6 protein-coding genes, 2 rRNA genes and 1 pseudogene (1 of these 9 only partly in view) are annotated in these 26,093 nt (G+C 60.5%); 3 read left to right on the top strand and 6 right to left on the bottom strand.

Features of this window, described 5'->3' with window-relative positions; genetic code table 11:
• Positions 1–285: 285 nt before the first annotated feature.
• On the top strand, positions 286–16,842 hold the full coding sequence (locus LOY69_RS00650) for a LapA family giant adhesin (RefSeq protein WP_265073993.1): 16,557 nt from the start codon (positions 286–288) through the stop codon (positions 16,840–16,842).
• A 159-nt stretch (positions 16,843–17,001) separates the two neighbouring features.
• Positions 17,002–17,340: a tryptophan synthase subunit beta gene (locus tag LOY69_RS00645; RefSeq protein ID WP_102861886.1), complete on the top strand. Its 339-nt coding sequence runs from the start codon at positions 17,002–17,004 to the stop codon at positions 17,338–17,340.
• 43 nt (positions 17,341–17,383) lie between these two features.
• Here the strand turns inward: LOY69_RS00645 and lapD are convergent, their stop codons facing one another.
• On the bottom strand, positions 17,384–19,330 hold the full coding sequence (gene lapD, locus LOY69_RS00640; RefSeq protein WP_102861885.1) for a cyclic di-GMP receptor LapD: 1,947 nt from the start codon (positions 19,328–19,330) through the stop codon (positions 17,384–17,386).
• 14 nt (positions 19,331–19,344) lie between these two features.
• The gene (gene lapG / locus LOY69_RS00635) at positions 19,345–20,037 is read right to left on the bottom strand and encodes a cysteine protease LapG (protein ID WP_102882660.1); all 693 of its coding nucleotides are present in this window, start codon (positions 20,035–20,037) and stop codon (positions 19,345–19,347) included.
• A 300-nt stretch (positions 20,038–20,337) separates the two neighbouring features.
• Here lapG and LOY69_RS00630 point away from each other — a divergent pair, with 300 nt between their 5' ends.
• Entirely contained in the window at positions 20,338–21,102 is a 765-nt protein-coding gene (locus tag LOY69_RS00630; RefSeq protein WP_170002495.1) for a thioesterase II family protein, read from the top strand.
• Between the two features lie 69 nt (positions 21,103–21,171).
• On the opposite strand, the gene LOY69_RS30430 is transcribed toward LOY69_RS00630, so the two are convergent.
• The 4 genes and pseudogenes from LOY69_RS30430 to LOY69_RS00615 form a co-directional block, all read right to left on the bottom strand.
• Entirely contained in the window at positions 21,172–21,957 is a 786-nt protein-coding gene (locus tag LOY69_RS30430; RefSeq protein ID WP_371826218.1) for a methyl-accepting chemotaxis protein, read from the bottom strand.
• A 69-nt stretch (positions 21,958–22,026) separates the two neighbouring features.
• Positions 22,027–23,052 (bottom strand): annotated as a pseudogene (locus tag LOY69_RS30425) (cache domain-containing protein); the annotation flags it as partial.
• 918 nt (positions 23,053–23,970) lie between these two features.
• A 5S ribosomal RNA gene (gene rrf, locus LOY69_RS00620) occupies positions 23,971–24,086 on the bottom strand.
• 146 nt (positions 24,087–24,232) lie between these two features.
• A 23S ribosomal RNA gene (locus LOY69_RS00615) occupies positions 24,233–26,093 on the bottom strand; it runs 1,031 nt beyond the window's last position.

Genomic DNA, 26,093 nt, shown 5'->3' with positions numbered 1-26,093 from the left:
GACCGTCCGTCGGAAAGTTCAAACTAAGAACTGGTTCACATACTTCAAGTCAGGTTACTGCACGAATATCAATGTGACATTAATTCGGCGATTGTTTAGGATGGCACCCAGAAGGTCAATAGTTTGGCATAAAGTTAATCCCGAAAAAATCTAGCCAAAATATTGACGACTATACTGTCAAATACCCGTTCCCAATTACACAGCAATGTACCTCCAGACTGAGTTGCGGCCCGCGCCCAAGCCGGTACATGGATGTCAACTGAGCGGTACACCGGAGAGTCCCCAATGAGCAGTGTTGTTGCCATCGTCAAAAGCATTGTCGGTCAGGTTTTCGTAGTTTCCCCGGAAGGAATCCGGCGCGTACTCATCGAAGGCGACCGCCTGTTCGTGGGTGACCAGGTGGATACCGGCCCGGCGGGTGCCGTTACCCTGGAGTTGACCGACGGGCGTACCCTCGACCTTGGCCGCGACACTCAATGGAGCGGTGCCGCACCGGACTCCAGCACCGACCTGGCCCAGGCCAGTGCGCAAGCCGCGCCATCGGTGGCTGAACTGCAGCAGGCCATTGCCGCGGGTGTCGACCCGACCACCGACCTGGAAGCCACCGCTGCCGGCCCGTCCGCAGCAGGTACGGGCGGTGCCGCCGGGGGCGGCCATAGCTTCGTCCAGCTTGAGGAAACCGCTGGCCGGGTGGACCCGACCATCGGCTTCCCGACGGCCGGCCTGGGGCTGGCCACTTCGGCCCAGGACAACACCATTGGCGGGCTGACCAACAATAATGGCCTGGCCAATGGCAACGGCAGTGGCAGTGATTCGCTGCGTCCGGCGACCCTGACCCTGGGCGCCACCCCGACCATCACCGAAGCCGGTGGCGTGCTGGTGTATACCGCCACTCTGACCCAGGCACCGCTGACCGACCTGACCGTCACCCTGTCCAATGGTGCGGTCATCGTGATCAGTGCGGGCCAAACCACTGGCAGCGTGCAGGTCCCTCTGGCGCCCCAAGACAACGTCTACATCGACCCCGGCCAGATCAGCGTGAGCGTGACCGGCACCGCTGGCGGCGGTGGCCTGCTGGTGACCGTCAATCCAACCCCGGCGGTGACCCAGATCACCGACACTATCGACACCACCACCGTCACCCTGACAGCCGATGCCAACGTCACCGAAGGCGGACAGATCACCTACACCGCCACCCTGACCAACCCGGCGCAAACGCCGGTGACCATTACCCTGTCCAACGGTTCGGTCATCACCATCGAAGCGGGCAAGTCCAGCGGTTCGATCGACGTCGCGGCCCCGGTCAACGATGTCTACAAGAACGGCAGCACCATCGAGGTCGGCATCACCAAGGCCGAGGGCGGCAACTTCGAGAGCCTGGTGCCCAGCACCGACAAGGCCGTGACCACAGTCACTGACACCATTGACGATACCGGCCTGAGCCTGTCGGCCACCGGCACCGTGGCCGAAGGCGGCTCCATCGTCTACACCGCGACACTGACCAATCCTGCTGGGACTCCGGTCACCGTGACCCTGAGCAACGGTGCGGTGATCACCATCGCCGCTGGCGCCACCACTGGCACCGCCACCGTGGCCGCACCGGCTGATGACGTCTATAAGGACGCGGGCAAGGTCGAAGTCACCATCACCAAGACCGATGGCGGCAACTTCGAAAACCTGGTCACCAATCCAGCGCCTGCCGTGACTGATGTCACTGACACTATCGACACTTCCACCGTCAGCCTGACCGCCACTCCGAGCGTCGCCGAAGGTGGAACCGTGGTTTACACCGCGTCGGTCACCGCTCCGGTTACCGGTTCGCCGGTCGTGGTCACCCTGTCCAACGGCCAGACCATCACTATTCCAGTGGGCGAGTCTTCCGCCACGGTGAACTTCACCGCGCCGAACGATGCCCTGGCAGGCGGTAGTTCTCTGAGCACCACCATCACCAAAGCTGACGGTGGTAACTACGAGAAGCTGGAGATCAACGACAAGCCAGCTGAAACCTCGGTTACCGATACCCCGGACACCACTACTCTGAGCCTGAGTGCTACTGACTCGGTAGCAGAAGGCGGATCCATCGTTTACACCGCTACGCTGACCAACGCTGCAGGGACTCCGGTCACCGTGACCCTGAGCAACGGTGCTGTCATCACTATCGCTGCTGGTGCCACCACCGGCACCGCCACCGTCGCGGCCCCGGCCGACGATGTGTACAAGGACGCCGGCAAGGTCGAGGTCACCATCACCAAGACCGATGGCGGCAACTTCGAGAACCTGGTCACCAATCCAGCGCCTGCCGTGACTGATGTCACTGACACTATCGATACGTCGACTGTCAGCCTGACCGCCACCCCGAGCGTCGCCGAAGGCGGCATCGTGGTTTACACCGCGTCGGTTTCGGCTCCGGTTACCGGCTCGCCGGTCGTGGTCACCCTGTCCAACGGCCAGACCATCACTATTCCAGTCGGTGAATCCTCCGGCACCGTGAACTTCACCGCGCCGAATGACGCCCTGGCTGGCGGTAGCTCTCTGAGCACCACCATCACCAAAGCTGACGGTGGTAACTACGAGAAGCTGGAGATCAACGACAAGCCAGCTGAAACCTCGGTTACCGATACTCCGGATACCACCACCCTTAGCGTGACTGCTACCGATACCGTGGCAGAAGGCGGTTCGATTGTTTACACCGCCACGCTGACCAATGCTGCTGGCACACCCGTCACCGTGACCCTGTCCAACGGTGCAGTCATCACCATTGCCGCAGGCGCCACGACTGGCACCGCCACCGTCGCGGCCCCAGCCGATGACGTGTACAAAGACGCTGGCAAGGTTGAAGTCACCATCACCAAAGCCGACGGCGGCAACTTCGAGAACCTGGTTACCAACCCAGCGCCAGCGGTCACCGATGTAACTGACACTGTCGATACCAGCACCGTTTCGTTAACCGCTACACCAAGTGTCGCTGAAGGCGGCACCGTGGTTTACACCGCTTCGGTTACGGCTCCGGTTACCGGCTCGCCGGTTGTGGTGACTCTGTCCAACGGACAGACCATCACTATTCCGGTTGGCGAATCGTCCGGCACCGTGAACTTCACCGCGCCTAACGATGCACTGGCAGGCGGCAGTTCCCTGAGCACCACCATCACCAAAGCTGACGGTGGTAACTACGAGAAGCTGGAGATCAATGACAAGCCAGCTGAAACCTCGGTCACCGACACACCGGACTCCACCACACTCAGCGTGACTGCCACCGATACCGTGGCAGAAGGCGGTTCGATTGTTTACACCGCGACCCTGACCAACGCTGCCGGCACTCCAGTCACCGTGACCCTGAGCAACGGTGCGGTGATCACCATTGCCGCAGGCGCCACAACTGGCACCGCCACCGTGGCGGCACCGGCCGATGACGTCTACAAGGATGCCGGTAAAGTCGAAGTCACCATCACCAAAGCCGATGGCGGCAACTTCGAAAACTTGGTCACCAATCCAGCTCCAGCCGTGACGGATGTCACTGACACTATCGATACCAGCACCGTTTCGTTAACCGCGACCCCAAGCGTCGCCGAAGGCGGCATCGTGGTGTACACCGCTTCGGTCACCGCCCCAGTAACTGGCTCCCCGGTCGTAGTAACGCTGTCCAATGGCCAGACCATCACCATTCCGGTGGGCGAATCCTCTGGCACCGTGAACGTCACCGCGCCAAACGATGCACTGGCAGGCGGCAGCTCCCTTAGCACCACCATCACCAAAGCTGACGGTGGTAACTACGAAAAGCTGGAAATCAGCGATAAGCCCGCTGAGACCTCGGTTACCGATACCCCGGATACCACCACCCTTAGCGTGACCGCTACCGATACCGTGGCTGAGGGCGGCTCGATTGTTTACACCGCGACCTTGACCAATGCTGCTGGCACTCCCGTCACCGTGACCCTGAGCAACGGCGCGGTGATCACCATTGCCGCTGGCGCCACAACTGGCACTGCCACCGTGGCGGCTCCAGCCGATGACGTCTACAAAGATGCCGGTAAGGTTGAAGTCACCATCACCAAAGCGGATGGCGGCAACTTCGAAAACCTGGTCACCAACCCAGCGCCAGCCGTGACTGATGTCACTGACACTATCGATACGTCGACTGTCAGCCTGACCGCGACCCCGAGCGTCGCCGAAGGTGGAACCGTGGTTTACACCGCGTCGGTTACCGCTCCGGTGACCGGTTCGCCGGTCGTGGTGACCCTGTCCAACGGTCAGACCATCACTATTCCAGTGGGCGAGTCCTCCGGCAGCGTGAACTTCACTGCGCCGAATGACGCCCTGGCTGGCGGTAGTTCTCTGAGCACCACCATCACCAAGACCGATGGCGGTAACTACGAAAAACTGGAAATCAGCGATAAACCTGCTGAGACCAGCGTTACCGATACGCCAGATACCACCACCCTGAGCCTGTCGGCCACCGACTCCGTGGCCGAAGGTGGGTCCATCGTTTACACCGCCACCCTGACCAACGCCGCTGGCACACCGGTCACGGTCACGCTCTCCAACGGTGCCGTCATCACCATCGCGGCAGGCGCCACTTCGGGGACTGCAACCGTTGCCGCTCCTGCGGATGATGTTTACAAAGATGCCGGCAAGGTCGAAGTCACCATCAGCAAGGCCGAGGGCGGCAACTTCGAGAACCTGGAAACCAACCCGGCTCCAGCGGTGACCGATGTCACTGACACCATCGACACTTCGACTGTTAGCCTGACCGCAACCCCGAGCGTCGCTGAAGGTGGAACCGTGGTATACACCGCATCGGTCACCGCGCCAGTGACTGGCTCGCCAGTGGTAGTGACCCTGTCCAACGGCCAGACCATCACTATTCCAGTGGGCGAGTCCTCCGGCAGCGTGAACTTCACTGCACCGAATGACGCCCTGGCTGGCGGTAGCTCTCTGAGCACCACCATTACCAAGGCCGATGGCGGCAACTACGAGAAACTGGAAATCAGCGATAAACCCGCTGAAACCAGCGTTACCGATACTCCGGATACAACGACTCTGAGCCTGACGGCCACTGAGTCTGTGGCCGAGGGCGGCTCTATCGTCTACACCGCCACTCTGACCAACGCTGCCGGAACTCCGGTGACCGTGACCCTGAGCAACGGTGCTGTGATCACCATCACCGCTGGCGCCACGACTGGCACCGCCACTGTTGCGGCGCCAGCCGACGACGTCTACAAAGACGCCGGCAAAGTCGAAGCAACCATCACCAAAGCTGACGGTGGCAACTTCGAAAACCTGGTCACCAACCCAGCTCCAGCGGTGACTGATGTCACCGATACCATCGACACCAGTACCGTTTCACTGACTGCTACGCCAAGCGTCGCTGAAGGCGGCACCGTGGTGTATACCGCATCGGTCACCGCTCCGGTTACCGGCTCTCCGGTTGTGGTCACCCTGTCCAACGGCCAGACCATTACCATTCCGGTTGGCGAATCTTCCGGCAGCGCGAACTTCACTGCACCGAACGATGCCCTGGCTGGCGGTAGCTCTCTGAGTACCACCATCACCAAAGCGGACGGTGGCAACTACGAAAAGCTGGACATCAACGACAAACCCGCTGAGACCAGTGTTACCGATACGCCGGACACCACGACGCTGAGCCTGTCGGCCACCGACTCCGTGGCCGAGGGCGGCTCCATTGTCTACACCGCTACCCTGACCAATGCTGCAGGCACTCCGGTCACCGTGACCCTGTCCAACGGTGCAGTCATCACCATCGCCGCTGGCGCTACCTCGGGTACAGCCACCGTCGCCGCACCGGCTGACGACGTGTACAAAGACGCCGGCAAGGTCGAAGTCACCATCACCAAAGCTGACGGCGGCAACTTCGAGAACCTGGAAACCAACCCAGCGCCAGCCGTCACCGATGTCACCGACACCATCGATACCTCGACGGTGAACCTGACGGCGACTTCAAGCGTGGCCGAAGGCGGTACCGTGGTGTACACCGCGTCTGTGTCGGCGCCGGTGACCGGCTCGCCAGTTGTAGTGACCCTGTCCAACGGACAGACCATTACCATCCCGGTGGGCGAATCGTCCGCCACCGTGAACTTCACCGCACCCAACGATGCCCTGGCTGGCGGCAGCTCCCTGAGCACCACCATCACCAAGGCTGACGGCGGCAACTTCGAGAAGCTGGAGATCAGCGACAAGCCCGCTGAAACCACAGTAACCGACACCCCGGACACCACCACCCTGAGCCTCTCGGCCACCGACTCCGTGGCCGAAGGCGGTTCCATCGTTTACACCGCCACACTGACCAATGCCGCTGGCACCCCGGTGACCGTAACCCTGAGCAACGGCGCGGTGATCACCATCGCCGCTGGCGCCACGACTGGCACCGCCACTGTCGCGGCGCCTGCCGACGACGTCTATAAGGACGCCGGCAAGGTTGAAGTCACCATCAGCAAGGCTGACGGCGGCAACTTCGAGAACCTGGAGACCAACCCGGCTCCAGCGGTGACCGATGTCACTGACACCATCGACACCTCGACCATCAGCCTGACCGCTACCCCAAGCGTCGCCGAAGGCGGCACCGTGGTGTACACCGCGTCGGTTTCGGCGCCGGTGACCGGCTCTCCGGTTGTGGTGACCCTGTCCAACGGACAGACCATTACCATTCCGGTGGGCGAGTCTTCCGCCACCGTGAACTTCACGGCGCCCAATGATGCCTTGGCTGGCGGCAGCTCCCTGAGCACCACCATCACCAAGACCGAGGGTGGCAACTACGAAAAACTGGAGATCAATGACAAGCCGGCCGAGACCGCTGTCACCGACACTCCGGACACCACTACTCTGAGCCTGAGTGCCACCGACTCGGTGGCCGAAGGCGGCTCCATCGTCTACACCGCGACCCTGAGCAATGCGGCAGGTACTCCGGTGACCGTGACCCTGAGCAATGGCGCGGTGATCACCATCGCCGCTGGCGCCACTTCCGGCACCGCGACCGTCGCCGCCCCGGCCGACGACGTGTACAAGGACGCTGGCAAGGTTGAAGCCACCATCACCAAAGCTGACGGCGGCAACTTCGAGAACCTGGAGACCAACCCTGCTCCGGCAGTAACCGACGTCACTGACACCATCGACACCAGTACCGTGTCCCTCACTGCAACGCCAAGCGTCGCTGAAGGCGGCACCGTGGTGTACACCGCTTCGGTCACCGCGCCGGTGACCGGTTCGCCAGTTGTAGTGACCCTGTCCAACGGCCAGACCATCACCATCCCGGTCGGCGAAAGCCAGGCCTCTGTCAATTTCACCGCCCCCAACGACGCTCTGGCCGGTGGCAGCTCCCTAAGCACCACCATCACCAAGGCCGATGGCGGCAACTACGAAAAACTGGAGATCAGCGATAAACCGGCTGAGACCAGCGTGACCGATACCCCGGATACAACGACTTTGAGCCTCACCGCCACCGACTCGGTGGCCGAAGGCGGCTCCATCGTCTACACCGCGACCCTGACCAATGCCGCTGGCACTCCGGTCACGGTCACACTCTCCAACGGTGCCGTCATCACCATCGCGGCAGGCGCCACTTCGGGGACTGCCACCGTTGCCGCTCCCGCAGACGATGTTTACAAGGATGCCGGCAAAGTCGAAGCCACCATCACCAAAGCTGACGGCGGCAACTTCGAGAACCTGGTCACCAACCCAGCTCCGGCTGTGACTGATGTCACCGACACCATCGACACTTCCACCGTCAGCCTGACTGCCACTCCGAGCGTCGCCGAAGGCGGCACAGTGGTATACACCGCGTCGGTTACGGCTCCGGTTACCGGCTCGCCGGTTGTGGTGACTCTGTCCAACGGTCAGACCATCACTATTCCAGTGGGCGAGTCTTCCGCCACGGTGAACTTCACCGCGCCGAACGATGCCCTGGCTGGCGGCAGCTCCCTGAGCACCACCATTACCAAGGCTGACGGCGGTAACTACGAGAAGTTGGAGATCAGCGACAAACCAGCTGAAACTACAGTCACTGATACCCCGGACACCACGACGCTGAGCCTCTCGGCCACCGACTCCGTGGCTGAAGGCGGCTCCATTGTCTATACCGCGACACTGAGTAATGCGGCTGGTACGCCGGTCACCGTAACCTTGAGCAATGGCGCGGTGATCACCATTGCCGCTGGCGCCACTTCCGGCACCGCCACCGTCGCAGCACCAGCCGACGACGTTTACAAAGACGCCGGCAAAGTCGAAGCCACCATCACCAAAGCGGACGGTGGCAACTTCGAAAACCTGGTCACCAATCCAGCGCCTGCCGTGACTGATGTCACTGACACTATCGATACGTCGACTGTCAGCCTGACCGCTACACCAAGCGTCACCGAAGGCGGCACTGTGGTGTACACCGCTTCGGTTACGGCTCCGGTTACCGGCTCGCCGGTTGTGGTAACTCTGTCCAACGGACAGACCATCACTATTCCGGTTGGCGAATCGTCCGGCAGCGCGAACTTCACTGCACCGAACGATGCCCTGGCTGGCGGCAGCTCCTTGAGCACCACCATCACCAAAGCTGACGGCGGCAACTACGAGAAGCTGGAGATCAGCGACAAACCTGCTGAAACCTCGGTTACCGATACGCCAGATACCACTACCCTGAGCCTGACGGCCACCGATTCTGTGGCCGAAGGTGGCTCGATCGTTTACACCGCAACACTGACCAACGCCGCTGGCACTCCGGTCACGGTCACACTCTCCAATGGTGCCGTCATCACCATCGCCGCTGGCGCTACTTCGGGGACTACAACCGTTGCCGCTCCTGCGGATGATGTTTACAAGGATGCCGGTAAGGTCGAAGTCACTATCACCAAAGCAGACGGTGGCAACTTCGAAAACCTGGAGACCAACCCAGCGCCAGCCGTCACCGATGTCACCGACACTATCGATACCAGCACCGTTTCGCTGACCGCTACGCCAAGCGTCGCTGAAGGCGGCACTGTGGTGTACACCGCTTCGGTCTCCGCTCCAGTGACCGGCTCGCCGGTTGTGGTGACCTTGTCCAACGGTCAGACCATCACTATTCCAGTCGGTGAATCCTCCGGCACCGTGAACTTCACCGCGCCTAACGATGCACTGGCAGGTGGCAGTTCCCTGAGCACCACCATCACCAAAGCCGACGGTGGTAACTACGAGAAGCTGGAGATCAACGACAAGCCAGCTGAAACCTCGGTTACCGATACCCCGGACACCACTACTCTGAGCCTGAGTGCTACTGACTCGGTAGCAGAAGGCGGATCCATCGTTTACACCGCGACCCTGACCAACGCTGCAGGGACTCCGGTCACTGTGACCCTGAGCAACGGCGCGGTGATCACCATTGCTGCCGGTGCCACTTCCGGCACCACCACCGTCGCAGCGCCGGCCGATGACGTCTACAAAGACGCCGGCAAAGTCGAAGCCACCATCACCAAAGCGGACGGCGGTAACTTCGAGAACCTGGTCACCAATCCAGCGCCTGCGGTCACCGATGTAACTGACACTATCGATACCAGCACCGTTTCCCTGACGGCGACTCCGAGCGTCGCCGAGGGCGGCATCGTCGTTTACACCGCGTCTGTGTCTGCGCCAGTGACCGGTTCGCCAGTTGTGGTGACCTTGTCCAACGGTCAAACCATCACCATTCCAGTCGGTGAATCCTCCGGCACCGTGAACTTCACCGCGCCTAACGATGCACTGGCAGGTGGCAGTTCCCTGAGCACCACCATTACCAAGGCTGACGGTGGTAACTACGAGAGGCTGGAGATCAATGACAAGCCAGCCGAAACCTCGGTTACCGATACACCAGACACCACGACACTGAGCCTTTCGGCCACCGACTCCGTGGCTGAAGGTGGCTCCATCGTTTACACCGCTACGCTGACCAACCCTGGTGGTACTCCGGTCACCGTGACCCTGAGCAACGGTGCGGTGATCACCATCGCCGCTGGTACCACAACTGGCACCGCGACTGTCGCGGCCCCAGCCGATGACGTCTACAAAGACGCTGGTAAGGTTGAAGTCACCATCACCAAAGCGGATGGCGGCAACTTCGAGAACCTGGTCACCAACCCAGCGCCAGCTGTGACTGATGTCACTGACACTATCGATACGTCGACTGTCAGCCTGACCGCGACCCCGAGCGTCGCCGAAGGTGGAACCGTGGTTTACACCGCGTCGGTTACCGCTCCGGTGACCGGTTCGCCGGTCGTGGTGACCCTGTCCAACGGTCAGACCATCACCATTCCGGTCGGTGAATCCTCCGGCACCGTGAACTTCACCGCTCCAAATGATGCTCTGGCTGGCGGCAGCTCCCTGAGCACCACCATTACCAAGGCTGACGGTGGTAACTACGAGAAGCTGGAGATCAATGACAAGCCAGCCGAAACCTCGGTTACCGATACACCAGACACCACGACACTGAGCCTTTCGGCCACCGACTCCGTGGCTGAAGGCGGCTCCATCGTTTACACCGCTACGCTGACCAACGCTGCAGGGACTCCGGTCACTGTGACCCTGAGCAACGGCGCGGTGATCACCATCGCCGCTGGTACCACAACTGGCACCGCGACTGTCGCGGCCCCAGCCGATGACGTCTACAAAGACGCCGGCAAGGTTGAAGCCACCATCACCAAAGCGGACGGCGGTAACTTCGAGAACCTGGTCACCAATCCAGCACCTGCCGTGACTGACGTCACCGATACCATCGACACCTCCACCGTCAGCCTGACCGCTACACCAAGCGTGGCTGAAGGCGGCACTGTGGTGTACACCGCTTCGGTCACCGCGCCAGTGACTGGCTCACCAGTAGTAGTGACCCTGTCCAACGGTCAGACCATCACCATCCCAGTTGGCGAAAGCCAAGGTTCGGTGAACTTCACTGCACCGAACGATGCCCTGGCTGGCGGCAGCTCCCTGAGCACCACCATCACCAAAGCTGACGGCGGCAACTACGAGAAGCTGGAGATCAGCGATAAACCCGCTGAAACCTCGGTTACCGATACTCCGGATACCACCACCCTGAGCCTGACGGCCACCGATTCTGTGGCCGAAGGTGGCTCGATCGTTTACACCGCAACACTGACCAACGCCGCTGGCACTCCGGTCACGGTCACACTCTCCAATGGTGCCGTCATCACCATCGCCGCTGGCGCTACTTCGGGGACTGCAACCGTTGCCGCTCCTGCGGATGATGTTTACAAGGATGCCGGTAAGGTCGAAGTCACTATCACCAAAGCAGACGGTGGCAACTTCGAAAACCTGGAGACCAACCCAGCGCCAGCCGTCACCGATGTCACCGACACCATCGACACCAGCACCGTTTCGCTGACCGCTACGCCAAGCGTCGCCGAAGGCGGCACTGTGGTGTACACCGCTTCGGTCACCGCGCCAGTGACTGGCTCACCAGTAGTAGTGACCCTGTCCAACGGTCAGACCATCACCATTCCGGTCGGTGAATCCTCCGGCACCGTGAACTTCACCGCGCCTAACGATGCTCTGGCTGGCGGCAGCTCCCTGAGCACCACCATTACCAAGGCTGACGGCGGTAACTACGAGAAGTTGGAGATCAGCGACAAACCAGCTGAAACCTCGGTTACTGATACGCCAGACACCACCACACTGAGCCTGAGTGCTACTGACTCCGTGGCCGAAGGCGGGTCCATCGTTTACACCGCAACACTGAGCAATGCGGCCGGTACTCCAGTCACCGTGACCCTGAGCAACGGCGCGGTGATCACCATCGCTGCCGGCGCCACCACTGGCACCGCCACCGTCGCGGCGCCAACCGATGACGTTTACAAGGATGCAGGCAAGGTCGAAGCCACCATCACCAAGGCCGAGGGTGGCAACTTCGAGAAGCTGGTGCCAAACACCACGCCAGCCGTAACCGATGTGACTGACACCATCGACAACTCCACCGTCACGCTCAAGGCCACGCCTTCGGCTGCCGAAGGCGGCAACGTCACTTACACCGCCACCGTTAGCGCTCCAGTGACCGGTTCGCCCGTCACCGTGAACCTGGCCAATGGCGAGAAAATCACCATCCCGGTCGGCGAAACCACCGGTTCGGTGAGCATCAGCGCACCGAACGATGTATTGGTCGGCCACACTCCGCTGACCAACTCCATCACCAACGTCAGCGGCGGCAACTACGAAAATCTCGTGGCCGACAAGACCCCGGTCAGCACCACCGTGACCGACACCGTCGACACCACCAGTGTCAGTCTCACTGCCACCGGCACTGTGGCCGAGGGCGGTTCCATCGTTTACACCGCGACCCTGAGCAATGCTGCAGGCACTCCGGTTACCGTGACCTTGAGTAATGGTGCAGTAATCACCATCGCTGCCGGCGCCACCACTGGCACCGCCACCGTCGCGGCGCCAACCGATGACGTTTACAAGGACGCTGGCAAGGTTGAGGCCACCATCACCAAGGCCGAGGGCGGCAACTTCGAGAAGCTGGTGCCAAACACCACACCAGCGGTGACCGACGTTACCGACACCATCGACAACAGCACCGTCACGCTCAAGGCCACGCCTTCGGCTGCCGAAGGCGGCAACGTCACTTATACCGCCACCGTTAGCGCTCCTGTGACCGGTTCGCCCGTCACCGTGAACCTGGCCAATGGCGAGAAGATCACCATCCCGGTCGGCGAGACCACCGGTTCGGTGAGCATCAGCGCGCCTAACGATGTACTGGTCGGCCACACTCCGCTGACCAACTCCATCACCAACGTCAGCGGCGGCAACTACGAGAACCTGGTGGCCGACAAGACCCCGGTCAGCACCACCGTGACCGACTCCGTCGACACCACCAGTGTCAGCCTCAGCGCCACTGGCACCGTGGCTGAAGGCGGTTCGATCATCTACACCGCGACCCTGACCAACGCAGCCGGTACTCCGGTGACCGTCACTCTGAGCAACGGCGCGGTGATCAACATCGCCGCCGGCAAAACCACCGGCACCGTCACCGTTGCGGCGCCGGCTGACGACGTCTATATCGACGCCGGCAAGGTCAATGCCTCGATCACCAGCGCCACCGGAGGCAACTTCGAGAAGCTGGTGCCGGACACCACACCAGCGGTGACCAACGTGACCGACACCGTGGATACCACTTCGGTGGGCATCACCGGCAGCACTTCGGTCACTGAAGGCCAGACCGCCAGCTACACCGTGAGCCTGACGCATCCGGCGCAGACCGAAGTCACCCTGAAGATCAGCTACAGCGGCACCGCCACTGACGGTTCGGACTTCAGCGGCGTGTACACCGTGAAGATTCCGGCCGGCGCCAGCAGCGCCAACTTCAACGTCGCCACCATTGACAACAAGATCACTGAAGGCACCGAGAACTTCACGGTCAAGATCGATTCGGCCAGCGGCGGTAACTTCGAGAACCTGGTGGTGGGCAGTAACAACAGCGTCACCACCTCGATCATCGACAACGATGCGCCACCGGTCATCGACCTGGACGCCAACAACTCCAGCGGCGCTACCGGTGCCGACTACAAGGTCACTTTCACCGAAGGCACCACGGGCCCTGGCGTGTCGATCGCCGACACCGACCTGAGCATCACCGACCCGGACAGCACGATGCTGACCGGCGCCACCATCGTGCTGACCAACCGTCAGCCGGGGGACTCGCTGAACCTGGGCAACAGCGTCAACGGCATCAACATCAATGCCAACAGCAAGGACGGCTCGATCACCCTGACCCTGTCGGGCAACGCGACGCTGGCCGACTACATGCAACAGATCAAGAACATCACCTTCACCAACAACAGTGAAGACCCGAGCACCACGCCACGGACCATCACCGTGACCGTGACCGACGGCGGCAACTACTCCAACGTCGCCACCACCACGGTCAATGTGGTGGCGGTAAACGACGCCCCAACCGCCACCGGCGGCGCCGTGACCGGCAGCGAAGACAGCCCGCTGGCCCTGACCTGGTCCAACTTCGGCGTCAGCGACGTCGACAGCCCGGCTGCCAACCTTGGAGTGAAAATTACCCAACTGCCGGGTGAAGGCAAACTGCAGTACCTGGACGGTTCGACCTGGAAGGATGTGGCCAACAACCAGACCTTCAGCAAGGCCGATATCGATGCCGGCAAACTGCGCTTCACCCCGGACGCCAATGAATCCGGCACCAATGGCTACGGCGGCAGCGGCGTAGGCAACCAACAGGCCGATTACGCCCAGATCAAGTTCCAGCCAACCGATGGCCAGGCCCTGGGCAGCACCGGTACGGTCACGGTCGACATCACCCCAGTGGCCGATGCCCCGACCCTGAGCGTGGCGGGCAACAACGTCAACTCGGTGGGCCTGCTCAAGGAAGTCTGGACCGGCCTCAGCGGCCTGGGCACCGACGGCAACGGCGCGTCCGCCAGCACCCTGAAATCGGTGATTGATGCTGCCGGTACGCCTAACAGCAGCAGCCTGGCGACCAACGTCCAGTCCGATGGCAACATCACCCCGGGCACCGCATCGAAGACCTCCGGCCTGATCTACCTGGAAGCCGGCAAGGCCTACACCTTCTCCGGCACCGGCGACGACAGCCTGCTGGTGACCATCGGCGGCAAGAACGTGGCCAGCACCACCTGGGGCGCGGGCGGTAACCTCAACGGTACCTTCACCCCGACCACCAACGGCTACTACACCATCGATATCTACCACCACAACCAGAGTGGCCCGGGCAGCTACGACGTCAACCTGTCGGTCAACGGCGGAGCCCCGGTAGACCTGAGCAACGCCGGCGTGCCGCTGTACACCGGCGTCACCGACCTGACCAACGCCGGAGTTTCGGTGTCCGACCTGCACGGCACCAACGGCGAGGGTTACTACGACGGCTACAAGCTCAACGAAGGCGGCGAAGGCGGCAGCGTGCATCTGTCGAAGATCAGCACCGGCCTGACCGATACCGACGGTTCGGAAACCCTGAGCGTGAAGATCAGCGGCATCCCGGCTGGCTCGGTCCTCAGCGATGGCGCCGGGCATACCTTCACCGCCACCGCGACCTCCGGCGAAGCCAACGTCACCGGCTGGAACCTGGGCAACCTGACGGTCACCCCGCCGCCGTACTACAACGGCACCTTCAACCTCAACGTGACCTCGACCTCCACCGAGTCCCTGGGCGGTTCTGCCAGCACTTCGGCGCAGATCCCGGTCAAGGTCTACCCGGCAAACTACAACGCTGTGGTCGCCACCGCCGACGACGATACCGTCACCGGTACCGACGGCAACGACATCGTGGTCGCCGACATCGGCGGCCTGACGGTGGTCCCGGGCACCAACTACAACATCGCTTTCATGGTGGACACCTCGGGCAGTATGAGCAGCGCCTCGATCACCGCGGCCAAGAACTCACTGACCTCGGTGTTCAATACCCTGAAGAACAGCATCGGCAGCGCTGGCTCGGGTACCGTGAACATCTTCCTGGCCGACTTCGATTCCCAGGTCAACAAGTCGGTAGCGGTGAACCTCAACGACCCGAATGCCCTGGCCCAACTCAAGGCCGTGCTGGATTCGATGGCTTCTGGCGGCGGCACCAACTATGAAGACGTGTTCAAGACCACGGCCAACTTCTTCCAGAGCAGCCAGGCCACCGGTAATACCAATGCCACCAACCTGACCTACTTCATCACCGACGGTAAGCCGACCTACTACCAGAGCGGCGAGCAGACCAACCCGACGCTGTACGGCAACGTGCGCCTCGACGATGTGGTGACCACCAGCAACTACAAGCTGGGGGATACCTTCAGCAGCTACATCGACAACACCCACTACCTCTCCGTGAACTCTAGCGGCTCGGTGGTTCTGCAGACCTACACCAATGGCTGGGGTTGGAGCAGCAAGACCCTGGGCACCCTGCACGCCCAGGGTGACGGCACCTATGAGCTGTCGAACCTGGCGGGTACCGGTAGCAGCACTAACTCGGCCACCACCAGCAACTCCAATGATGGCTTCGTACTGCTGAGCAAACTGTCCCAGGTGGAAGCCATCGGCCTGAACAACGATGTCAGCCTCAACGACCTCAAGCCATACGACAGCGATGGCAAGCCGCAGACCAACATCGACCCGAACGACCTGGCCAATTCGATCATCGGTCACACCGAAGCCACCATGCCGGGGGCCGACAAGGTCAGCGGCGGCGACGGCAACGACATCCTGTTCGGCGACCTGGTGAGCTTCAACGGCATCGCCGGCGAGGGTTACCAGGCCATGCAGGCCTACGTGGCCCAGCAGAACGGGGTCGATGTGAGCAAGGTCACCACCAGCAACGTGCACCAGTACATCACCGAGCACTACACAGAGTTCGATGTGTCTGGCAGCCATGACGGCAACGACACCCTGCTGGGCGGCGCCGGCAATGACATTCTCTTCGGCCAGGGCGGCAACGACACGCTGGACGGCGGCAAGGGTAATGACATCCTGCTGGGGGGCACCGGCAAAGACACCCTGATCGGCGGCCAGGGCAATGACATCCTGATCGGCGGTTCAGGTGCCGATACCTTTGTCTGGAAGGCCGGCGACACTGGCAACGATGTGATCAAGGATTTCAAGGCCAGTGAAGGTGACCGTATCGACCTGCGGGATCTGCTGCAGGGCGAGAGCGCCAGCACCATCGACAACTTCCTCAAGATCACTACCGTGGACGGGGTCTCGACTCTGCAGGTCAGTTCCGAAGGCAAGCTAAACGCCGCCGGGGGCCTGGCCAACGCCGACGTGACGATCAAGCTGGAAGGCAACAACTGGTCCAATGCCAACATCAACTCGTTGATCGCCGGTAGCGACCCGACCATCAAGATCGATCACAACAACAGCTGATCGGCTCCTGGCAGCCACCCCTGGCGGGTGGTTGCCGGGTCCTGGCCAACAGCCTGCGCCGTGACGATTGTCGCGGCGCACCGCATACTCGCGCTCTGAATGCTGCGCTGGCCTATGCTGCTGACAGCCGGATGCCTAAAAAAGCCTGAGGGATTTGCCATGTTCTACGTGCAACGCGATGCGCAAGGTCAGCTGATTCGCGTGGAAGCCGCCGCTTACGCCGAGGCTACCGAGACGCTGCCCGCCGATCACCACGAGATCCAGACCTGGTACGCCAACGAGGCGGTGGAAGTCAGTCTCAAGCAGCTCAAGCAGAGTGACCTGGAAATGATCCGGGTGCTGGACGACCTGATTCAGGTCCTGACCAGCAAGGGCGTGATTCGCGTCACCGACCTGCCGGCGGCGGCTCAGGCCAAGCTGATGGATCGCACCCAGGCCCGTGAGGCCCTGGGTGGACTCAGCCGGCTGATCAATGATGATGAAACCGGTTTGATCTGAAAGCCCCTCGCCTACAGGAGCCGGCTTGCCGGCGAATGCACGTTCAAGCCCAAGGTGCTGGCTCGCCGAACAGTTGCCCCTGCACGCCATACAGCCCCATCTCGCGAATCACCTGCAGCTCGCCCTGGGTCTCGACCCGCTCGGCAATCAGCGGCAGGTCGATGCTGTGGGCAGCCCGCTGGATAGCTTCGATAAACAGGCGTTTGTCGCTTTCCTGATCGATGTCGCGGATGTAGCTGCCGTCAATCTTCAGATAGGCCAGGCCCAAGCGCGCCAGGTTGCCGATCATGCTGAAGCGCCCGCCAAAGCGTTGCAGGCTGAGGGAGAAGCCCAGTTCCCGCAGGCGCCGGGTCAACTGTTCCAGCTGAATCTGCTCAGGCAGCTGTTCCTCACCGATTTCCAGGGTCAGGCGCGGCCCCAGGTCAGAGTGCTGGCGCAGAATCTCGAATACCCGGTTCAGGGCCTGAGGATCTTCCAGGGTGGCTGCCGACAGGTTCAACGCCAGGCAGTGGTCATGTCCGACCATCTGCTTCAACACCTGTTCCAACATCAGCAGATCCAGGCGCGACGTCCAGCCAAAGCGCTCCAACCAGGGCAGGAAGCGCCCGGCCGGGATGGTCTGGCCCTGCTCGTCCAGCAACCGCGACAACACCTTGTAGTGCAGCACCAGCGTGGTGTCCTGGGCCGCCACCACCGGCTGGAAATACAGCTTGAAGCGCTGCTCCGACAGCGCCCGGTCCAGCAGCCGGTGCCAGGCATGGTGATCATCACCGACTTGAGCGCCACCCCCCTGATCCAGGCAGGCCCAGTTGGTCTCGCCCTGGGCTTCGGCTTGGGCCAGGGCCTGATCGCCGAGGCTGAGCACCGCTTGTGGCGAATCTCCGTGAGCAAAGGCCGCCAGACCGATGGTGGCTACTGCGGCAACGTCGGTGGCGCCGGTGGCATGCAGGTTGCCCAGAGCGCTGTCCAGGCTTTGGGCCAGCTGGATGGCTTCCTCACGCACCAGGCCGGGCGCCAGTACGGCGAATTCGCCACCGCGGACCCGGGTCACCAGGTTCTGGGTTTCGGGGTACTTGTTGCACTCGCGCAGCAATTGCTCTCCCACCGCTTGCAGCAGTTGGTCGGTGCGCTGGCCCCCTAGACGCTGGTTCAGGCCAGCCAGGTCCTTGACCCGCAACAGCAGCAGGTAACCGGAGCTGGCCTGCTCCGGGTTGCTCACCCGGGCATGCAGCTGCATTTCGAAATAACGTCGGTTGGCCAGCCCGGTCAGGCTGTCCTGGTAAGACTCGATGCGCAGTTTTTCACTGCGCTCGGCCTGCTCCTGGAACAGCGCCTTGAGCTTCTCGACCATCTGGTTCATCGCCTGCACTACCCGGCGCAGTTCCGGGGTTCGGGGCAGTTGCGGCAGGCTGAGGAACTCGCGGCGGGCAATGGCATGGGACTGCTGGACCATGTAGTCCAGCGGCTTGAGCTGGCGCCGCAGCAACAGGGCACCGAGCACCGCGCTCACCGCACCACAGATCAACAGCCAGCCCAGGCTGCCCAGGGCGCTCTGCCAAAGCTTGGCCACGGCGAACATCGGATGGCTGAGCACCTCGACCCGCGCGGCCTGCTCCCAGCCACGACTGACGATGGCGTCGCCGCCGGCAGGCTCAAGGCCGATGAGCTTGACGAACCACTGGGGCACATTGCTGACTTCCGGGATGCCGTTGCGCTCGACGATGGTCTTGTCGGTGGCCAGGTCCACCACCCGGATGCTGGCGTAGTAGCCGCTATCGAAGATCGAACTGACCATCAGTTCGACCATCGCCGGATCGTCGATATTCGGTGTCAGCGACAAGGCCAGGGCCGTGGCCGCGTCCTGGGCATGGGAGCGCAGCTGATTGACATACTGGGTGCGTGAACTTTCCAGGCTGACCATGAAGCTGCCGCTGAAGGCGACCACCAGGAACACACAGATTGCGATCAACAGTTGTTTGAACAAAGACATCTGAGCTCGTGCTCCTAGTTAGTCGTCTCGACCGGGAAACCTTCGGCCTGCATTTTTTTCAACACATCCTGCCAACGGGACAGGCGCTTGGTATCACCGACCCGCTTGTTGCCTTTGGCGCCCGGCAGCCATAACCCTTCGGCATTGAAGGAGTACACCGGCAGCAGGTCGGTTCGCTCGCTGGCCGGGCGGATCGAGTCCTCCAGGCTATCAAGCACCAGCGGCATGGCATCCGCCGTGGAATAGTAGGTCAGGACCATGTGCGCGCGGTTCTGGCGCAAGGCCTTGACGTAGGTGATGCGCAGTTTGTCACTGGACACCCCGAGACGCCGCAGGCTGAAGTACTTGGCAATCGCATAGTCCTCGCAGTCACCGGCGCCCTTCCATAGCGCCTCGATCGGCGTCTCCCAGTAGTCCACCTGACGCCACAGATCGATATCTTCCATGTAGCGCATGTTCTTATTGAAGAACAGGTTGACCACTTTCAACTGCTCGCGCTCGGGCACCTGCTTCTGCGTGGCCAGCAGGTGCTGCCAGGCATCGATACGTTGCTGACCTTCGCCCAGGGGACCGTAGAGCGCCGTGGCACGGCGGCTGATCAGGGAAAAATCCCAGTCGGCGTGCAGACTGCCCAGCAGCGCGCCAGCCAGCAGCAGTGCCGAGCAGAACCAGCGCAAGGTCCGAAAAAGAGCTAAACGTGCCGCCAATGCAATGAGTCCATGGGAGCTGTCGTAAATCGGCTGATGGTGAAGGCTGGCCCGACAAAAAACAATGGCACCTTACAATCACCGGCCACCAGGGAAGGGCCTGCATTCAACACTCAGAGAATAGCTTCAAGTGGCCTTTGCGTTGCCGGCGACAGCCCATGAATTTCACCCGTCGCCACGTGCATTCAGCCGCGCCAGCCACTATGTTAGAAACCATTCGCGGACTGGGACGTCCCCCTCCAACGGCCTCTTGTCCGCAACGAGATCCCGCCCACGGGCCACCTTGCTTAAGGAAAAGCTGTGTACACCGACACCCGACAATGGACGCTGGTGATCAACTCAGGGCACGCCACCCGCATACGCCTGATCTGCTTTCCCCAGGCCGGGGCGGCAGCGGAGCAACTGCGGGTGTGGTCCAACAGCCTGGCCGATCACATCGAGCTGGTGGTGATCAACCTTCCGGGGCACGGCCCACGCCGCGACGAAGCGCCCTGTGACAACTGGCCGAGCCTGCTGGAAAACACGTTCGCCGCCCTCAATCCCTGGCTCGACAAGCCCCATGCGCTGTTCGGCCACGGCCTGGGGGCACTGTTGGCGTACGAAACCTGCAAGTACGCCCAGGAGCGGTTTCCACTGCAGACCCGCCACCTGTTCGTCTCTGGCTGCCGCAGCCCTGACAGCCTGCCCCGCCGGCCTTTGCTGCACTCATTGCCCATCGCGGCATTCCGCGAAGCGATCCTGACTCTCGGCGCCAGCCCCCTGGAGATGCCCCGGGGGCAAAACGACCTGCAATCCTACGAACGCTTGCTGCGCAACGGCCTGAAACTCTTCGAAACCTGGTACGACACCTCCAGCGGCTGCCTCGACATACCGCTGACGGCTTTCTATGGCAGTGAGGACCCGCTGGCGACAGCCAACCATATGCTCAACTGGCGAGAGTTCACTGGGCGCGAATTCGAACTGATTGAAGTGGCCGGCAACCATTTCTTCATCAAGTCTCAGCGCCAGCGCCTGTTGCAGGTGATCAACACGCACCTGGGGCTGCTGGGGGAACACCTGACCTGAACGCCGCCCATGAAAAAGCCCGCTCTGCTGTGATGCAGGAGCGGGCTTTAGGGGCGGTCCCTGACGGCCTCAGATCTTGAAGCTGTCCACCAGTTGCTTCAGGCGGCTGGCCTGCTGCGACAGTGCATCACAGTCCTTCAGGGTTTCGTTGAGGTTGGCAACGCCCTGCTGGTTCAGCAGGTTGATCTGGTTGATGTCGACGTTGAGGGTCTCCACCACCGCGGTCTGTTCCTCGGTTGCCGCAGCCACCGACTGGTTCATGCCATCGATCTCGCCGATCCGCTGAGTCACGCTGATCAACCGTGCACCGGCCTGGTTGGCCACTTCGACGCTCTCTTCGCTAGACGCCTGGCTGGCATTCATGGTCGAGACCGCCTCGCGGGACCCGACCTGCAGGGAGGTGATCATCTTGTGGATCTCTTCCGCCGACTCTTGGGTACGGTGGGCCAGGTTACGCACCTCATCGGCCACCACGGCGAAACCACGGCCGGCTTCACCGGCACGGGCCGCTTCGATGGCGGCGTTGAGGGCCAACAGATTGGTCTGCTGGGAGATGCCCTTGATCACATCAAGAATGTGCCCGATGTTGTCGGTGCTGGCATTCAGGGTCTCGATCTGGGTGCAGGACAGGCTGATCTTCTGCGACAGCTCGGTCATCGCCTGGATGGTCTGCTCCACCACTTGGCGACCGTCGTCGGCCTGCTCGCTGGCGCCACTGGCGTGTTGCGAGGCATCGGCGGCGTTGCGGGCGATTTCCTGGGTGGCAGCACCCAGTTCGTTGATCGCTGCGGCCACGCTGTTGGTGCGGGCGCTCTGCTCGTCGGAACCGATGATCGACGCGTTGGACGATGCCATCACCCGTTGCGACAAATCATGCACCTGGCGAGTAGCCGAGGACACTTCGGAAATCGAGGCGTGAATCCGTTCCACGAACTGGTTGAACGAACTGCCCAACTCGCCGAACTCGTCCTTGCTTTCCACGACCAGACGCCGGGTCAGGTCGCCTTCGCCCTGAGCAATGTCCTGCATCGCCCGGCCCATGGTGATCAGCGGGCGCATCAGCACCTGGATCAGCAGAGTCAGCAATACCGCAATCACCGCCACAGCGATAAACATGGCGATCAAGGCAGAAGTACGGAACTGGCTCAGTGGTGCGTAGGCCTTTTCCTTGTCGATGGACAGACCGATGTACCATTCGGCATTCGGCAGACCGGTCACCGGGGTGAAGGAAAGGATGCGTTCCTGTTTGTTCAGGACCACTTCCTGGTTGCCGCTGGCGATCCGTACATTGGCGCTGGGATAGATGTCCTTGAGGTTCTTCATCACCTGGTCTTTGTCCGGGCTGACGATCACCTGACCGTCGGCGCTGACCAGGAAGGCATGGCCCAGGCCGCCGAAGTCCACCGAGTTGATGATCTTCACCAGGGTTTCCAGGCTCAGGTCGCCACCGACCACACCGAGTAATTCTCCCTGCTTCTTCACCGGCATGGCGATGGTGACCACCAGACCGCCGACAGCCGCCATGTAGGGCGGGGTCAGCATGGTTTTATCGGCGGTTACGGCCTGTTTGTACCAGGGCCGCTGACGCGGATCGTAGCCGTCGGGCATCTTCGCATCAGGACGCTGGGTGAAGGTGCCATTGGCTTGGCCGACATAGGTGAACTGGAAATTCGAGGTGAAGGCTGGCTGATCCACCAGGCCCGGGAAGTCTGCGTTGTGACCTTGGTGGGCAACGTTCTGCGCCAGGTTCTCGAGCACCAGGATTCGCCCGCTCATCCAGTTCTGCACGCTGCTGGAGGTGAGCTCACCGGCCTGCTGAATGGAGGACTCGAGGTTCTGTCGGATAGTGTTTCGCTGCAAGTAGTCGTTGTACAAAGTGAACAACGCAAAAGCCAGAACCACTACGCCGGAGGCGGCCAAAAGGATTTTATGGCTGAACTTGAGATTCATTTCATGGGACTTCTTATGCCGAAAGTGGGGATGCGTCCGTAAAGCAACATTCCATGTAACAGTGCAGGCGACATTCTCCGGCCGCTCTACTTTGGTGCACACATGTCTTATCAGTCTTTCGGCAAGAATCCCCGAACCCTTAGAGATTTATCTGAATTACTTGTCTGAACTTGCAGATTCCCGCCGAACGGCATTCCAGAGCGTCCGCCGCGCATTTTTAGATGACCGACAGCTTCCTGCTCACTGCCAAATCGATAACCCCTCCATAACAGCACGACTAATTGTCATTTGTGGCAATCAGGCCGGCAGGCTCCATGTCATCAAGCAAGTTCGCCGTCCAGATCAGCGGGGCACTCGGCGCCCACTGCTGGTGGAGAGCCGGCATGCCTTCCCCAACTCTATGAAGCATCCGGAGCAGCGCTACTACTGGCACCCGGAGCGCTGGTGGACCGAGTGCAGACCGGATATCCAAGGCTGCAGGAGTATCTACAAGAGGCCGGACACTGCATTGCTGGCAGTTGTACCACGTACGGAACTACCACCCGCAGGCGTTATGCCAAAGCCATTAGGTGCTTTATCTAGATTCGGTCAGTGCTCAAGCGCTTTGGGGGGAGCCTGCGGCTTACAGAGAGAACCTGGTGCCGTTTCTGCATGAGTTCCATTACAACCCTGGTCTTGCCCGGCAATTGTGGGCTGTGGCTGATGGCATTTATATCTGGTGGTGTAAGTTGATTGCCCGCAGGAGCGGCAATCGGCGTAGAGCCTGGCGTTAAGGATAGAGTCGAACGTTGGTAATAGCCGTCTGTTCAAGGCAGCTACAGGTACTCCGCAGGACCTTGTGACTTGATTACCCAGACTTTATCGAGCGCAAAAACAAAACCCCTGTCTGCGTCAGCAAACAGGGGTTTTGGAATTTAATCTTGACGATGACCTACTCTCACATGGGGAAACCCCACACTACCATCGGCGATGCATCGTTTCACTTCTGAGTTCGGGATGGGATCAGGTGGTTCCAACGCTCTATGGTCGTCAAGAAATTCGGTAGCCAGTCCGTTGCTGATGCAACGTGCCAGCGAATGGGTATGTAATAGATTTGTGTGTTGTGCAAACTTTCGGTTTGTTTCGTCTTCACACACCGCAATCTGGTCTCTTTCGAGTTCGCAAATTGCTTGGGTGTTATATGGTCAAGCCTCACGGGCAATTAGTATTGGTTAGCTCAACGCCTCACAGCGCTTACACACCCAACCTATCAACGTCGTAGTCTTCGACGGCCCTTTAGGGGATTCAAGATCCCAGTGAGATCTCATCTTGAGGCAAGTTTCCCGCTTAGATGCTTTCAGCGGTTATCTTTTCCGAACATAGCTACCCGGCAATGCCACTGGCGTGACAACCGGAACACCAGAGGTTCGTCCACTCCGGTCCTCTCGTACTAGGAGCAGCCCCTCTCAAATCTCAAACGTCCACGGCAGATAGGGACCGAACTGTCTCACGACGTTCTAAACCCAGCTCGCGTACCACTTTAAATGGCGAACAGCCATACCCTTGGGACCGGCTTCAGCCCCAGGATGTGATGAGCCGACATCGAGGTGCCAAACACCGCCGTCGATATGAACTCTTGGGCGGTATCAGCCTGTTATCCCCGGAGTACCTTTTATCCGTTGAGCGATGGCCCTTCCATACAGAACCACCGGATCACTAAGACCTACTTTCGTACCTGCTCGACGTGTCTGTCTCGCAGTCAAGCGCGCTTTTGCCTTTATACTCTACGACCGATTTCCGACCGGTCTGAGCGCACCTTCGTACTCCTCCGTTACTCTTTAGGAGGAGACCGCCCCAGTCAAACTACCCACCATACACTGTCCTCGATCCGGATAACGGACCTGAGTTAGAACCTCAAAGTTGCCAGGGTGGTATTTCAAGGATGGCTCCACGCAAACTGGCGTTCACGCTTCAAAGCCTCCCACCTATCCTACACAAGCAAATTCAAAGTCCAGTGCAAAGCTATAGTAAAGGTTCACGGGGTCTTTCCGTCTAGCCGCGGATACACTGCATCTTCACAGCGATTTCAATTTCACTGAGTCTCGGGTGGAGACAGCGCCGCCATCGTTACGCCATTCGTGCAGGTCGGAACTTACCCGACAAGGAATTTCGCTACCTTAGGACCGTTATAGTTACGGCCGCCGTTTACCGGGGCTTCGATCAAGAGCTTCGCGTTAGCTAACCCCATCAATTAACCTTCCGGCACCGGGCAGGCGTCACACCCTATACGTCCACTTTCGTGTTTGCAGAGTGCTGTGTTTTTAATAAACAGTCGCAGCGGCCTGGTATCTTCGACCGGCATGAGCTTACGGAGCAAGTCCTTCACCCTCACCGGCGCACCTTCTCCCGAAGTTACGGTGCCATTTTGCCTAGTTCCTTCACCCGAGTTCTCTCAAGCGCCTTGGTATTCTCTACCCAACCACCTGTGTCGGTTTGGGGTACGGTTCCTAGTTATCTGAAGCTTAGAAGCTTTTCTTGGAAGCATGGCATCAACCACTTCGTCACCTAAAAGGTAACTCGTCATCAGCTCTCGGCCTTAGAACCCCGGATTTACCTAAGATTCCAGCCTACCACCTTAAACTTGGACAACCAACGCCAAGCTGGCCTAGCCTTCTCCGTCCCTCCATCGCAATAACTAGAAGTACAGGAATATTAACCTGTTTTCCATCGACTACGCTTTTCAGCCTCGCCTTAGGGACCGACTAACCCTGCGTCGATTAACGTTGCGCAGGAAACCTTGGTCTTTCGGCGTGGGTGTTTTTCACACCCATTGTCGTTACTCATGTCAGCATTCGCACTTCTGATACCTCCAGCAAGCTTCTCAACTCACCTTCACAGGCTTACAGAACGCTCCTCTACCGCATCACTTACGTGATACCCGTAGCTTCGGTGTATGGTTTGAGCCCCGTTACATCTTCCGCGCAGGCCGACTCGACTAGTGAGCTATTACGCTTTCTTTAAAGGGTGGCTGCTTCTAAGCCAACCTCCTAGCTGTCTAAGCC

This window comes from Pseudomonas sp. B21-059 (genome assembly GCF_026016285.1).
In the GTDB taxonomy this organism is placed as follows: Bacteria; Pseudomonadota; Gammaproteobacteria; order Pseudomonadales; family Pseudomonadaceae; genus Aquipseudomonas; species Aquipseudomonas danubii.
This window is presented reverse-complemented; position numbering and strand designations above follow the sequence as displayed.